At 62.3% G+C, this 12,451-nt stretch carries 12 protein-coding genes; 2 read left to right on the top strand and 10 right to left on the bottom strand.

All coding sequences use genetic code 11. The features are described from left to right. Positions 1-56: 56 nt before the first annotated feature. The gene (locus AC0CMF_RS02530; protein ID WP_050475196.1) at positions 57-1,124 is read left to right on the top strand and encodes a GGDEF domain-containing protein; all 1,068 of its coding nucleotides are present in this window, start codon (positions 57-59) and stop codon (positions 1,122-1,124) included. A 35-nt stretch (positions 1,125-1,159) separates the two neighbouring features. On the opposite strand, the gene tenA is transcribed toward AC0CMF_RS02530, so the two are convergent. From tenA to AC0CMF_RS02490, 8 genes are all read right to left on the bottom strand, one after another. Then, positions 1,160-1,822: a thiaminase II gene (gene tenA, locus AC0CMF_RS02525; protein ID WP_123194372.1), complete on the bottom strand. Its 663-nt coding sequence runs from the start codon at positions 1,820-1,822 to the stop codon at positions 1,160-1,162. A gap of 48 nt (positions 1,823-1,870) precedes the next feature. Then, entirely contained in the window at positions 1,871-2,248 is a 378-nt protein-coding gene (locus AC0CMF_RS02520; protein ID WP_174235467.1) for a HesB/IscA family protein, read from the bottom strand. Between the two features lie 102 nt (positions 2,249-2,350). After that, on the bottom strand, positions 2,351-2,737 hold the full coding sequence (locus tag AC0CMF_RS02515; RefSeq protein ID WP_050475198.1) for an SUF system Fe-S cluster assembly protein: 387 nt from the start codon (positions 2,735-2,737) through the stop codon (positions 2,351-2,353). Positions 2,738-2,747: 10 nt separating this feature from the next. Further along, positions 2,748-4,004: a cysteine desulfurase gene (locus AC0CMF_RS02510; protein WP_082676048.1), complete on the bottom strand. Its 1,257-nt coding sequence runs from the start codon at positions 4,002-4,004 to the stop codon at positions 2,748-2,750. 26 nt (positions 4,005-4,030) lie between these two features. Then, on the bottom strand, positions 4,031-5,338 hold the full coding sequence (gene sufD, locus AC0CMF_RS02505) for a Fe-S cluster assembly protein SufD (RefSeq protein ID WP_374630686.1): 1,308 nt from the start codon (positions 5,336-5,338) through the stop codon (positions 4,031-4,033). Positions 5,339-5,354: 16 nt separating this feature from the next. Next, positions 5,355-6,110 (bottom strand): Fe-S cluster assembly ATPase SufC, encoded by a 756-nt coding sequence (sufC, locus tag AC0CMF_RS02500; protein ID WP_050475200.1) that lies wholly within the window; start codon positions 6,108-6,110, stop codon positions 5,355-5,357. A 322-nt stretch (positions 6,111-6,432) separates the two neighbouring features. Then, positions 6,433-7,905: a Fe-S cluster assembly protein SufB gene (sufB, locus tag AC0CMF_RS02495; protein ID WP_050475201.1), complete on the bottom strand. Its 1,473-nt coding sequence runs from the start codon at positions 7,903-7,905 to the stop codon at positions 6,433-6,435. A gap of 156 nt (positions 7,906-8,061) precedes the next feature. Continuing rightward, a complete protein-coding gene (locus AC0CMF_RS02490) occupies positions 8,062-9,231 on the bottom strand; it encodes a cysteine desulfurase family protein (RefSeq protein WP_374630689.1) in 1,170 nt (389 codons plus the stop codon). Between the two features lie 317 nt (positions 9,232-9,548). Here AC0CMF_RS02490 and AC0CMF_RS02485 point away from each other — a divergent pair, with 317 nt between their 5' ends. Then, a complete protein-coding gene (locus AC0CMF_RS02485) occupies positions 9,549-10,268 on the top strand; it encodes an alpha/beta hydrolase (protein WP_050475203.1) in 720 nt (239 codons plus the stop codon). Between the two features lie 441 nt (positions 10,269-10,709). Here the strand turns inward: AC0CMF_RS02485 and AC0CMF_RS02480 are convergent, their stop codons facing one another. Further along, entirely contained in the window at positions 10,710-11,096 is a 387-nt protein-coding gene (locus tag AC0CMF_RS02480; protein ID WP_050475204.1) for an NADH:ubiquinone oxidoreductase subunit NDUFA12, read from the bottom strand. Between the two features lie 179 nt (positions 11,097-11,275). Further along, positions 11,276-12,019: a response regulator gene (locus AC0CMF_RS02475; protein WP_208977661.1), complete on the bottom strand. Its 744-nt coding sequence runs from the start codon at positions 12,017-12,019 to the stop codon at positions 11,276-11,278. Positions 12,020-12,451: the final 432 nt, after the last annotated feature.

Here is a 12,451-nt window from a genome sequence, read left to right as displayed (position 1 = left end):
TACAACATATCGAAGCGCCTCTTTGCAAGTGGCGCTCTTTTTTGGTGGGGGCCAGGATGGCAGATGCGGAGGATTTCAAGAGAACCATCACTTATGGTGAAGCGGCGCTCTCGTATATTCGACGCAATGTGATTCCTGCGCATCCGCGCAATTACGAAACCTGGTATACATATGCGGCCGGTTTCAACCAGGCCCTCAATCGCGCGATCAACGATCTGATCGCGACGAAGGGCTCGATCTCAGCCGACGATCTGCAGCGGATCTATTCGCGCTTCCTGTCTCCCAACCGGCTTGGTGACCGGGTTGACGAGGTGGGCACACGCGTTGCCGAAGAAGTGCAGGACCTGGTCGATGCGATCCGCATCAGCACCGATGCGACGTCTGACTTCGGGAGAGCCCTCGACAATGTTCTGGGCAAGCTGCATGAAGCGCTGAATGATGAAGGGCTGAGGGATTTGACCTCGGCCATGGTCAAGGCGACCCATGCCGCCATTGCGGCCAACCGCAATCTCGAGAGTCAGCTGCTGGAATCGAACCGGCAGATCCGTTCGCTGAAGGAGAGCCTTGAGGCGATCCGCTACGAATCCCTCACCGATGAACTGACCACGCTCAGCAACCGGCGGCATTTCGACCTTGCCATTGACCGGGCGATCGAGCTGGCTTCACGCACCGGCGAAGGCTTTGCCCTGCTGCTGACGGATATCGATCACTTCAAGAGCTTCAACGACCGGTTTGGTCATCAGACCGGCGATCAGGTTCTGCGCCTCGTGTCTCTGGCCGTGAAGCAGAGCATCAAGGGTCAGGACATTGCCTGCCGCTACGGTGGCGAGGAATTCGCCATTATCCTGCCCGAGGCGCAGATCGACGATGCCATGGAGGTGGCAGAGCAGATCCGCAAGGCCGTCATGGGCAAGGAACTGGTGAAGCGCTCGACGGGTGAAAATCTCGGCCGCCTGACCCTGTCGATCGGCGTCAGTCTGTATGAAGGCGGTGATACGAGCCAGATGATCATCGGCCGCGCCGATGCTGCACTTTATGCCGCCAAGCACAGCGGCCGCAATGCCGTCCGCAGCCTGCAGAGCAACGAGCTTGCGGCCCATCAGAACGGCAGCCGCGTCGCCTGACACCCCTTAGCGGACCGCGCCCTGTTCGGGCACGTTCAGGCCCCGTCCAGCCCCATCTGCCAGAAATCAGCCTCCAGAACGCTGGCCTGCCGGAACAGATGCTCCAGCCGGGCCTTGCGTGCCGGTGTCTCATAGTCTGCCGCCAGACGGTCCATCCAGGCCGCAAAGCCGACGGCGACGTCCTGATAGGCTTCACTGGCGTATTCACTGATCCAGCGGGCATAAGGGTTCTGCGGGTCGGAGCCGGACGGCGTCTTTGCGAGCCTGGCGCCGATCTCGGCATAGCCCAGAACGCAAGGGGCCAGCGCGACGAGGAGATCCAGCAGATCCCCCTGCCCGCCCGCGTCCAGGACAAAGCGGGTGTAGGCCATGGTCTGGCGCTCTTCCCGCGCCCTTTCCAGATCCTCGCGCGAAAGCCCCCAGCCGGCGCAGAGCTCGACGTGAAGATCCATCTCCATGTCGAGAATGGCCTTCACTCCGGCAAGCGCGTGGCGCATGTCGCCGAGCGTCGGGCTCTTGTAGATGGCCAGCGCATAGGCCCGGGCAAACTGGATGAGGAACAGATAGTCCTGCACCAGATAATGCCGGAAAGCGGCTTGCGGCAGCGTGCCGTCCTGCATCTGGCGGACAAAGGAATGCTCGACATAGGCCGTCCAGTCCGGACCGGCGGCCTCACGCAGGCGGGCAAAGAAACTCATGGATCTGCCTTCTGAAGATTCTGGCGGAGGTGTCAGGCGAAAGACGTGTCAGGCGGAAAGCGCAGCCGGATCGGCCGCCTTGAGCGATACGGATTCGCCGCAGCCGCAGGACGACACTTCATTGGGATTGCGGAAGACGAAGCCGGAGCGGAATTTCGTCGTTTCGAAATCCATCTCGCTGCCGATCAGATAGAGCACCGCCGCCGGATCGATGAAGACCTTCGCGCCATCAGCCTCGATCACATCATCGCCCGGCTGGACGCCGTCCACCAGCGCCATGGCATATTCCATACCGGCGCAACCGCCCTTCTTGATGCTGATGCGCAGACCGGCCTTGGGCTCATCGGCGCCGTCCACCAGCTCGCGCACGCGCTCTGCGGCTGCCGGGCTCACCTTCATGATCTGCATCTTGCGGGCCAGTGCCATGGGCTTGTTCCTTTGTGGGGGAGATGCCCCTTCAAATAAACCGGTGGGTATTATATGGGGATTCCGCTCAGCTTTCCAACCGGCTGCCTCCCCTGCCCGCTCTCAATACCAGTTGAGCGCGACGCGGGCTTCCTCGGACATGCGGTCCGGCGTCCACGGCGGGTCAAACACCATGCTGACGTCCACGGCGCCGATGCCGGGCACAGCGCTGATGGCGTTTTCCACCCAGCCCGGCATTTCCCCGGCCACCGGGCAGCCCGGCGCGGTCAGAGTCATGTCCACCTTCACCGAGCGGTCATCCTCGATATCGACCTTGTAGATGAGGCCAAGCTCGTAGATGTCACAGGGGATTTCCGGGTCATAGACGGTCTTCAGCGCCGCGATGATGTCATCGGTCATCCGCGCCAGTTCCTCGGCCGGGATGGCGGAAGAGCTGGTGTCTGCGGCGGTTTCCGGCTCAGCGGAAACGTGAGCGGGACTGTCGTTCATGGGTCGATCCTCAGGCAAAGAAGTCCTGCGCCTTCTGCAGGGCGGCCGCAAGGGCGTCCACTTCCTCGAAGGTGTTATAAAGGCCGAAGCTGGCGCGGCAAGTGGAGGTGACGCCATAGCGCGCCAGCAGCGGCTGGGCGCAATGGGTGCCGGCACGTACCGCGACGCCTGCCCGGTCCAGCACGGTGGCCACGTCATGCGCGTGGGCGCCCTTCATCTCGAAGGAGATGATCGCGCCCTTGCCTGGCGCCGAGCCGAAGATGCGCAGGGAGTTGAAACCGGCGAGCTTCTCCGTGGCATAGGCCAGCAGCGATGCCTCATGCCGGGCGATGTTCTCGCGGCCGAGGCTGTCCATGTAGTCAAGCGCAGCGGCAAGGCCGATCGCCTGCACGATGGGCGGCGTACCTGCCTCAAACCGGTGCGGCGGCTTCGCATAGGTAACGATATCCTCGGTCACGTCGGCGATCATCTCACCGCCGCCGCAGAACGGGCGCAGCCGCTCCAGCGCCTCCGGCTTGCCATAGAGCACGCCAATGCCGGTCGGACCATAGACCTTGTGGCCGGTCAGCACATAGTAGTCGCAGTCCATGTCGCGCACATCGACGGGCATGTGCACGGCAGCCTGACTGCCATCCACCAGCACCTTGATTCCGCGCGCGTGGGCGATGCGGCAGACGTCCTTCACCGGCACCACGGTGCCCAGCACGTTGGACATCTGGGTGATGGCGACGAGCTTGGTGCGCTCGCTCAATGCCGCCTCGAAGGCCTCCAGATCGAAGGAGCCATCCTCGCGCACATAGACCCACTTCAGCACCGCGCCGTTGCGCTCGCGGTGGAAGTGCCAGGGCACGATGTTGGAGTGGTGCTCCATGATCGACAGCACGATCTCATCGCCCGGGCCGAACGTATCCGGGCCAAGGCCGTAGGACACGAGATTGATGGCCTCGGTCGTGGAGCGGGTGAAGACGATCTCGTCCACCGATCCCGCATTGAGGAAGCGGCGCACGGTCTCGCGCGCGGCTTCGTAATTCTCCGTCGCCGTGTTGGAGAGGAAATGCAGGCCCCGGTGCACGTTGGCATATTCCTGCGAATAGGCCTTCACCATGGCATCGATGACCGCCTGCGGCTTTTGAGCCGAAGCGCCATTGTCCAGATAGACGAGCGGCTTGCCGTAGACTTCCCGCGACAGGATCGGGAAATCACGGCGCACGGCGGCAACGTCATAGCCGGTAGCAGGGGCAGCAGCAGTCTGGCTGGCGGTCATCATTCTCTCCAATCAACAGCAGCTTACGGTCAGCCGGCGATAGCCAGCCACTCCCGCACGCGGGTCTCCAGCAGCTCGGTCACGCTCTCGCTGCCGAATTCCTCGATGGCTTCCGACAGGAAGGCGAGGACCAGCAGGGTGCGGGCTTCCGCCTCCGGAATGCCGCGGGCGCGCAGGTAGAACAGCAGGTCTTCATCGATCTGGCCGCTCGTCGCGCCGTGGGCGCACTGCACGTCATCAGCGAAGATTTCGAGTTCCGGCTTGTTGGCCATCTCGGCATCTTCGGACAGGAGCAGCGCCTGCGTCATCATCCGGCCGTCCGTCTTCTGGGCGTGCGGCCGCACGATGATCTTGCCCTGATAGACGCCCTTCGCACCGGCGTCGATCACCGTCTTGAAGAATTCCCGGCTCTCGCAGTTCGGCACCGCGTGGTCCACCACCAGCGTCTGGTCGCCCAGTTGCTGGCCGCGCACCATGGTCACGCCGTAGAGCTTGGCCGTGGAGTGCTCACCGGCAAAGGTGACGTAGGACTGGTTGCGGGCAAAGTCGGTCCCGGCGATGAAACCGAGCGTCTTCAGCTCGGCCTTCGCACCAAGATGCGAGAAGGCGGTGGAGATGTGCGGCGCACGGCCCGAGCCCACGATCAGGCGGGTTACGGTCAGTGCAGCTTCATCGGCCAGCACCTGATCGGAGACGGCGTTGACGACAGCATCCTCACCGGCGGTGACGAAGCTCTCCAGCAGGGTCAGGCTCGCGCCCTTGGCCAGTTCGGTCCGCACGCGGGAATAGACCGCGCCACCAAGCGCCAGATGCACGATTTCGACCGGCAGGTCCACGGCCGTGCCCGCCTTGACCTTCAGCACCACGCCGCCCTGCAGCAGCGCCGTATTGAGTTCAAGTGCCGGATTAACTCCGGCGATTTCCGAATTGGAAAGAAGGGCTTGCGCAGAATTTTTCACAGCATCATTGAAGTTTGAAACCTCAACGCCAGCTGCTTCCAGCTTCGCCAGATCGGACACTTCGGCCACAAGACGGCCATTGGCGAGCACGATGCGCAGGCGCTCCAGCTCCGCATAGGTCTCGGCATCTGCGAGAGCAGCCTTGACCGCCTCCAGGGAAGCCGCGGCTGCCGGGGCAACGTAGCTCTTCAGGAAGGCGCGCAGGTCCGTGTACTTCCACTCCTCGATCCGCCGGTGCGGCAGGCCGGTCGCCCGGAAACGGGCGAAGGCGGCTTCCCGCAGGCTGATCAGATCGGCGCCACCGTCCTTGAGCGCCGCAAAATGGGCCTCAAGATCGGTTTCGGCCTGTGTCGAGACGACACGCAGGTTCGCAGTCATGGTCACTCCCCGTGGCTCAGGCCGCCGCGCCGACGTAATCGGCGTAGCCGTTCTTCTCCAGCTCAAGCGCCAGTTCCTTGCCGCCGGTCTTGACGATCTTGCCCTTGGACAGAACGTGGACGACATCCGGCACGATATGGTCGAGCAGGCGCTGGTAGTGGGTGATGACGATCATCGCCCGCTCCGGCGAGCGCAGCTTGTTGACGCCTTCCGAGACGATGCGCAGGGCGTCGATGTCGAGGCCCGAGTCCGTCTCGTCCAGCACGCAGAGCTTGGGCTCCAAGAGGGCCATCTGCAGGATTTCCGAACGCTTCTTCTCGCCGCCGGAGAATCCGACGTTGAGCGGACGCTTCAGCATGTCCATGGTGACGTTGAGGTCGGCCGCCCTGGCCTTGACCAGCTTCAGGAAGTCCGGAACCGACAGCTCGGCCTCGCCGCGCGCCTTGCGCTGTGCGTTGAGGGCGGTCTTCAGGAACTCCATCGTGGCAACGCCGGGAATCTCTATCGGATACTGGAAGGCGAGGAACACACCTGCAGCCGCACGCTCGTCGGCTTCCATCTCCAGCAGGTTCTCGCCGTTGAACAGGATCTCGCCCTCGGTGACCTCATAGTCTTCCTTGCCCGCCAGAATGTAGGACAGGGTCGACTTGCCGGAGCCGTTCGGGCCCATGATGGCGTGAATCTCACCTGCCTTCACGGTCAGGTCGATGCCGCGCAGGATCTCGGTGCCGTCTTCGGCGATGCGGGCGTGCAGGTTCTTGATCTCAAGCATTGAGATGGTCCTCATTTCAGTCCGGATTCAAGGTCCGGTGTGTGTCATCAGTGTCAGGAGCCGGATGCCGGGCATTCGCCCGCCCCCGGCGTTCAATTGCGTTTGCCTAAGACCTTACTTCTGTCATCCCCGGGCTTGTCCCGGGGATCTGAAGCAGGCTCCATCCGAAGACCGGTCCGACTGATTGCAGTCATTCCACGTCCTCGTGTTTTGATTTGGCATTCCCGATCCCGTCCCATAACCCATACATGCTGATCCAGTCTGGCAGATCCTCGGGACAAGCCCGAGGATGACGGAGTGGGTGTTCGACTTCTCGCCTACGTTACCCCACGCTGCCTTCCAGGCTGATCGAGATCAGTTTCTGGGCTTCGACGGCGAATTCCATCGGCAGCTGCTGGATCACGTCCTTGACGAAGCCGTTGACGATCAGTGCGACCGCCTCTTCCTGCGAAAGGCCGCGGGCGAGGCAGTAGAACATCTGGTCGTCGGAGATCTTCGAGGTGGTGGCCTCGTGCTCGAAGACGGCCGATGCGTTCTTGCTCTCGATATAGGGCACCGTATGCGCGCCGCAGTCCTGCCCGATCAGCAGGCTGTCGCACTGGGTGAAGTTACGGGCGTTCGAGGCCTTGCGGTGCGCCGAGACGAGGCCGCGATAGGTGTTCTGCGACTTGCCTGCGGAAATGCCCTTGGAGATGATGCGGCTCGACGTGTTCTTGCCGAGATGGATCATCTTGGTGCCGCTGTCGACCTGCTGATAGCCGTTGGAAACGGCGATCGAATAGAACTCGCCACGCGAATTGTCACCGCGCAGGATGCAGGACGGATACTTCCAGGTGATGGCCGAGCCGGTTTCCACCTGCGTCCAGGAGATCTTGGAGTTCTTGCCACGGCAGTCGCCACGCTTGGTGACGAAGTTGTAGATGCCGCCCTTGCCGTCCTTGTCGCCGGGGAACCAGTTCTGGACGGTGGAATACTTGATCTCCGCATCATCGAGCGCGATCAGCTCGACGACAGCCGCATGCAGCTGGTTCTCGTCGCGCTGCGGCGCGGTGCAGCCTTCCAGATAGGACACGTAAGCGCCCTTGTCGGCGATGATCAGCGTGCGCTCGAACTGGCCGGTGTTCTTCTCGTTGATACGGAAGTAGGTGGACAGTTCCATCGGGCAGCGCACGCCCTCCGGCACATAGACGAAGGAGCCGTCGGAGAAGACCGCCGAGTTCAGCGTCGCATAGTAGTTGTCCGTCACCGGAACCACGGAGCCGAGATACTTGCGGACGAGGTCCGGGTACTCGCGAAGGGCTTCGGAGATGGAACAGAAGATGACGCCGGCCTTCTTCAGCTCGTCCTTGAAGGTGGTGACAACGGAGACGCTGTCGAACACGGCGTCCACGGCGACGCGGTTCTTCGGCTCGACGCCGGCAAGAATCTCCTGCTCGCGCAGCGGAATGCCCAGCTTCTCGTAGGTCCGCAGCAGCTCCGGGTCCACCTCGTCAAGGCTCTTCGGCCCTTCGACGGACTTCGGCGCGGACCAGTAGTACAGCTCCTGCAGGTCAATCGGCGGATAGCTGACACGGGCCCAGGTGGGCTCTTCCATGGTCTGGAAGCGGCGCAGCGCATCGAGGCGCCACTCGGTCATCCACTCCGGCTCGTTCTTCTTGGCCGAAAGGAAGCGCACGGTTTCCTCGGAAAGGCCCTTTGCCGCCGTTTCCGACTCGATGTCGGTGACGAAGCCATATTTGTACTGGTCGACGTCAATCGCTTTGACCCGGTCGATCGTTTCCTGCACAGCGGGCATGTCTTTGTCTCCATTCCGCCGCCCTCAAGTGCGGGGCGGTCCATCTTCCCTGCCCCCGTTCTACGGCAGCAGGGTCATCTCAGGTTCAGCCCGCCGGCACAAAACTGGCCGCGGGCGGTTTCAGGCCCCGTTCGGGGCAATTTCGAAGCCGTATCTTCAGGCTGCCTTGCCGGTTGCCGAAGGGTTGAGCGTGGCCGCCACACTGGCCCAGACCTCCAGGAAGCGGGCAATGTCCGCCTCCTGCGTTGTCCAGCCAAGGCTGACCCGCAGCGCACAGCGTCCCAGATCCTCCGAAACGCCCATGGCGGTGAGCACATGCGACGCGCCGACCTTGCCCGAGGAGCAAGCCGAGCCGGAGGAAAGGGCGATGCCGTTGAGGTCCAGAGCCATAAGCGCCATTTCGGACGGAACGCCCGGAACGGCAAAACACGTCGTGTTCGCAAGGCGGGGCGCATCCGCGCCAAACACCACCGTTGATCCAGATATAAGGCGCAAACCCTCTTCGAGAAGCCCCTGAAGCCTTGCGAGACTTGCGAATTCCTCAAGCATTGTGGAGCCATCGCGCGCAATGGCACCGAAAGCAGCAATAGCGGCGGCATTTTCCGTGCCCGCCCGCCGGTGCTGCTCCTGCCCGCCACCAATCAGCAGAGGCGCAGGTGCCAGCGCAGATGTGCGCAGCACAAGCGCGCCGATGCCCTGCGGACCGCCCATCTTGTGGGCCGACAGGCTCACCGCATCCGCCTGCCATCCGGCAATATCCACCGGCAGGCGGCCACCGAACTGCACGCCATCCACATGGAAGATGCCGCCAGCGGCCTTCACCTTTGCACCGATTTCGGCCAGAGGCTGGATGACGCCTGTTTCATTGTTCGCCGCCATCACCGACACAAGCGCGGGGCCTCCAGCGGCCAGCAGCTCGTCCAGATGATCAAGCCGCAGGACGCCGTTTTCGCCGGTGGCGATATGGGAAATCTCGCGCGCAGCAAAGCGCCCGCCCGCGCGCACGCTCGGGTGCTCAACGGCGGACATCAACAGCCGGTCCAGATAGACCGGACCATCATTGCCCTGCCAGCGCGGGCTGAGGGCCAGCACATTGGCTTCCGTCGCACCGCTGGTGAAGATGACGGAGCGGGCCTTGACGCCGCACATGGCGGCCAGCGCCTCGCGCGCATCCTCGACGACACCGCGCAGCTTGCGCCCTTCCCCATGCACCGAAGACGGGTTGCCCGTGACGCCCAGCACCTCGACCATGCGCGCAAGCGCCTGCGGGCGCAGAGGCGCGCTCGCGTTGTGATCCAGATAAAGCCGCTCGGTTCCGCCGTTCATGGCCCGGTTCCAACTCCATTCAGCCTGGTTTGCCCTCTTCGCCTGCAGGCGTTCGGACAAGGCCGGTAGCGCCTCTTTTTCAAGTCAAGTCAACGGAAAACTTGAAATTCCCCGCCCACATGATGATAAGTGCGCCAAGCGCCCGAATTCGAACCGGCACGCTTCACGCGGCTGCATTCGAATTTGAAGCATTCTAAAGAAGCTTGTAGAAACTCGGAACCTCAGAGTCAAGTTTCCTGCTCAGGGATTCCACGTACAAATTCCTCATTTTTTCCGGACCAGAAGGCCCGGAAAGCGAGAAAAGGACATCGCGCTTCATGCCCGAGGTGATTTTCAACGGCCCTGCCGGACGTCTGGAAGGCCGTTTCCATCCCGCCAAAAAGCGGAACGCGCCCATCGCACTGGTGCTGCATCCGCATCCGCAGTTCGGCGGGACGATGAACAATCAGGTCGTCTACCAGCTGTATTACATGTTCGCCCAGCGTGGTTTTGCCGTGCTGCGCTTCAACTTCCGTGGCGTCGGCCGGTCGCAGGGGTCCTTCGACCACGGTCAGGGCGAGCTTTCGGATGCCGCCGCTGCCCTCGACTGGGTGCAGACGGTTCATCCCGACGCACGCGGCTGCTGGATTGCCGGCTTCTCCTTCGGCGCCTGGATCGGCATGCAGCTTCTGATGCGCCGTCCGGAAGTGGAAGGCTTCATCTCGGTTGCCCCTCCGGCGAACCTCTTCGACTTCTCCTTCCTTGCCCCCTGCCCGTCGTCCGGCCTGCTCATCCATGGCGATAACGACAAGGTCGTGCCGCAGAAGGACGTGCAGAACCTCGTCGACAAGCTGAAGACGCAGAAGGGCATCGTCATCGATCACGAGACGATCCCCGGCGCGAACCACTTCTTCGAGAACAGCGTCGAGGAACTGATGCTGCGCTGCGGCACCTATCTCGACAAGCGCCTCGGCGTTGACGCCCTCCCCGTCCTGCCGCCGCCCCCGGCCGACACGGGCGAGGAGTTTGCCGAAGATCTGGACGAAGACGAGGAGTGATCCCCGTCATTTGTCCGGCGAAAGCCGTTCACGGCGTATCGAAACCCGTCAGAGCAATCTGGCGGGTTTTTGTTTGGGGGGATGCAGCGTTCCTTCCATTTTTTGCGAAGCCTCTGCATCCTCCACGCCGTCCCGGCTTCCGGGCCTGGACCCGTCAGGTGCACGTCTCCCCTCCGCCGTCATCCCGGTTTGCCGCACAGCGGCAAGACCGGGATCTAGTAACCCCGGCGGAGATGACGGCAAAGACCGGGAATACTGGATCCCCGCATGCGCGGGGATGACAAGCTGAAGCGCTTTGGGCATTTCCCCGCGAGTGGCCGCAGAGGCATCGGCCTGTCCGGACAAACTCATGCCATCGCCCCCCGCTCAACAAAAAAACCCGCCGGATAACACCAGCGGGTTCTTCAAATTCAAGCAGCACTGCGCGGCTTACTGGCCCAATTACTGGCCAGGCGTCCAGGCCTGATAGTCGCCGGTCACTTCCGGGCGCTTTTCCGGGGTCAGGATCGAGCCCTTGGGACGGTAAGCCTCCGGCGTGCCGGTGCGGTTGCCGTGATGCGGCGCCTGCCAGGACTTGGCGTGATAGTTCTCTTCTGTCGGCGGCGTATCGACGCGGTGGTGCATCCAGCCATGCCAGCCCGGGGGGATCATCGAAGCTTCGGCGAGGCCATTATAGATGACCCAGCGCTTCTTGCCGCCCCGCTCCTTGTAATAGGTGTTGCCGAACTCGTCCTGACCGACAAGCTCGCCCTTGCGCCAGGTGAAGAACCGGGTGCCCATGGTCTGGCCGTTCCACCAGGTGAAGATTTGCAGGAGAAGGGTCTTCATCCGCTGTCTGCTCCGAATCGGGCGGACCAACTGCCGCCCCCGAAAAGGACTGGCTGCCAATGCAGCCAGATGTTGCGGCAACATGTAGCCGGAATTCTCCGGCCCGTCCACACGGCTGCGGCATTTTGCGCCGCTTCGCCGCAGCGCCGGAACAGGAAACCGGCCGCCTGGCGCTGCAGCTATCTCAGAGCCTTGCGCAGCGCAGCGAATCGCGGCCCCGGCACCGGCGGTTTCGGCTCGTCCGTCTTCGGCTTCTGCACCGGCTTTGGGGCGGTCCGGGCAACAGCCGCCATGCGTCCGGCCTGCGAATCAAGCGCCGCTGCGGCGTTCGAGCCATCCTCGTTGAAGACGTGCTCCACCGTCTCCTTCACTTCCTGATAGCGGCGGGTCGCCCGCTGGTGATAGGCGCGTGCTCCATCCAGCGTCTTCATCTTGTCCGCCTGCTGCTCCAGCAAAAGGCCAACGCCTTCAATGGAGTAAAAACCGTTCTTGTCAGGGATCATCTCCCTTGCATCATTGAGCAACCAGTTCAGCCGGGCGTGGAGCATGGAGGGCGAAACGGGCTTGGCCAACAGATGATGCGCCCCTGCCCGGAAGGCCTTCTCGACAAAGGCCCGCGTGCCATGGGCGGTGACGAACAGCAGCGGCACAAAACAGAGCGGTGCCATGTTCTTGTGCCGGATCAGCCGCAACATCTGGTAGCCCGTAGCCGGTTCCATACGCCAGTCGGAAAGAATGAGATTGGGCGGTTCGGTGAGCATGGATTCCAGTGCCGCATCCACCGTATCGAACACCCGCACCCGCTCGACCTTGAAACTTAAAAGTATCGAGCGAAGAATGGTCTGCATCTGCCTTGAATCCTCGACGACAACCACGTCGAGTTCCTCAAAGGTCAGGCCATAGGCCGCATGATGGTTGGACATGAAATCAGGGCCCCTGCCGGAGATGAACCGCCCTTCTTCTCGCATGCCGCGCTTAAGCCCGCTTGAAATGCGGTGGCGGCCTTTTCGTCAAATTGTCATCATCAATCAGCAACATGGCAGGCATTGCTGGCATCGTCACCGCTTGGGCCCCTCGCGCGCTTCAACTTGATGCAAAATTGCAATGACCTGCATCAAATCACGGCTTTCCCCCGCTCTCCCCGATTTCCACAAGAGCTACTAGATTTAGATTGCCGGCCAATTTTTACACACAAGCGATAGTTCCACAAACTTGACGGTAACCGATGATTCACACTAATGTCCGGAACGTCACGATGAGTGTTCCGGCGGGCAGACTGGCGTCTGTTTCCGCCCAGTAGAACCGGTTTCCGGCAGCATCATGGACAGCGGCAGCGGCCTCCCGCGCGCCGCCTT

Source organism: Pannonibacter sp. CBAS1226, assembly GCF_055685825.1.
Note: the sequence above shows the minus strand (reverse complement) of the source record. Positions and strands in the feature narration are given on the sequence as shown.

What these genes read in the sequence shown, in the direction of transcription:
- AC0CMF_RS02530 (WP_050475196.1), top strand. Translation starts at nt 57, where the DNA reads ATGGCAGATGCGGAGGATTTCAAGAGAACCATCACTTATGGTGAAGCG.
- tenA (WP_123194372.1), bottom strand. Translation starts at nt 1,822, where the DNA reads ATGAGTTTCTTTGCCCGCCTGCGTGAGGCCGCCGGTCCGGACTGGACG.
- AC0CMF_RS02520 (WP_174235467.1), bottom strand. Translation starts at nt 2,248, where the DNA reads ATGGCACTGGCCCGCAAGATGCAGATCATGAAGGTGAGCCCGGCAGCC.
- AC0CMF_RS02515 (WP_050475198.1), bottom strand. Translation starts at nt 2,737, where the DNA reads ATGAACGACAGTCCCGCTCACGTTTCCGCTGAGCCGGAAACCGCCGCA.
- AC0CMF_RS02510 (WP_082676048.1), bottom strand. Translation starts at nt 4,004, where the DNA reads ATGATGACCGCCAGCCAGACTGCTGCTGCCCCTGCTACCGGCTATGAC.
- sufD (WP_374630686.1), bottom strand. Translation starts at nt 5,338, where the DNA reads ATGACTGCGAACCTGCGTGTCGTCTCGACACAGGCCGAAACCGATCTT.
- sufC (WP_050475200.1), bottom strand. Translation starts at nt 6,110, where the DNA reads ATGCTTGAGATCAAGAACCTGCACGCCCGCATCGCCGAAGACGGCACC.
- sufB (WP_050475201.1), bottom strand. Translation starts at nt 7,905, where the DNA reads ATGCCCGCTGTGCAGGAAACGATCGACCGGGTCAAAGCGATTGACGTC.
- AC0CMF_RS02490 (WP_374630689.1), bottom strand. Translation starts at nt 9,231, where the DNA reads ATGAACGGCGGAACCGAGCGGCTTTATCTGGATCACAACGCGAGCGCG.
- AC0CMF_RS02485 (WP_050475203.1), top strand. Translation starts at nt 9,549, where the DNA reads ATGCCCGAGGTGATTTTCAACGGCCCTGCCGGACGTCTGGAAGGCCGT.
- AC0CMF_RS02480 (WP_050475204.1), bottom strand. Translation starts at nt 11,096, where the DNA reads ATGAAGACCCTTCTCCTGCAAATCTTCACCTGGTGGAACGGCCAGACC.
- AC0CMF_RS02475 (WP_208977661.1), bottom strand. Translation starts at nt 12,019, where the DNA reads ATGTCCAACCATCATGCGGCCTATGGCCTGACCTTTGAGGAACTCGAC.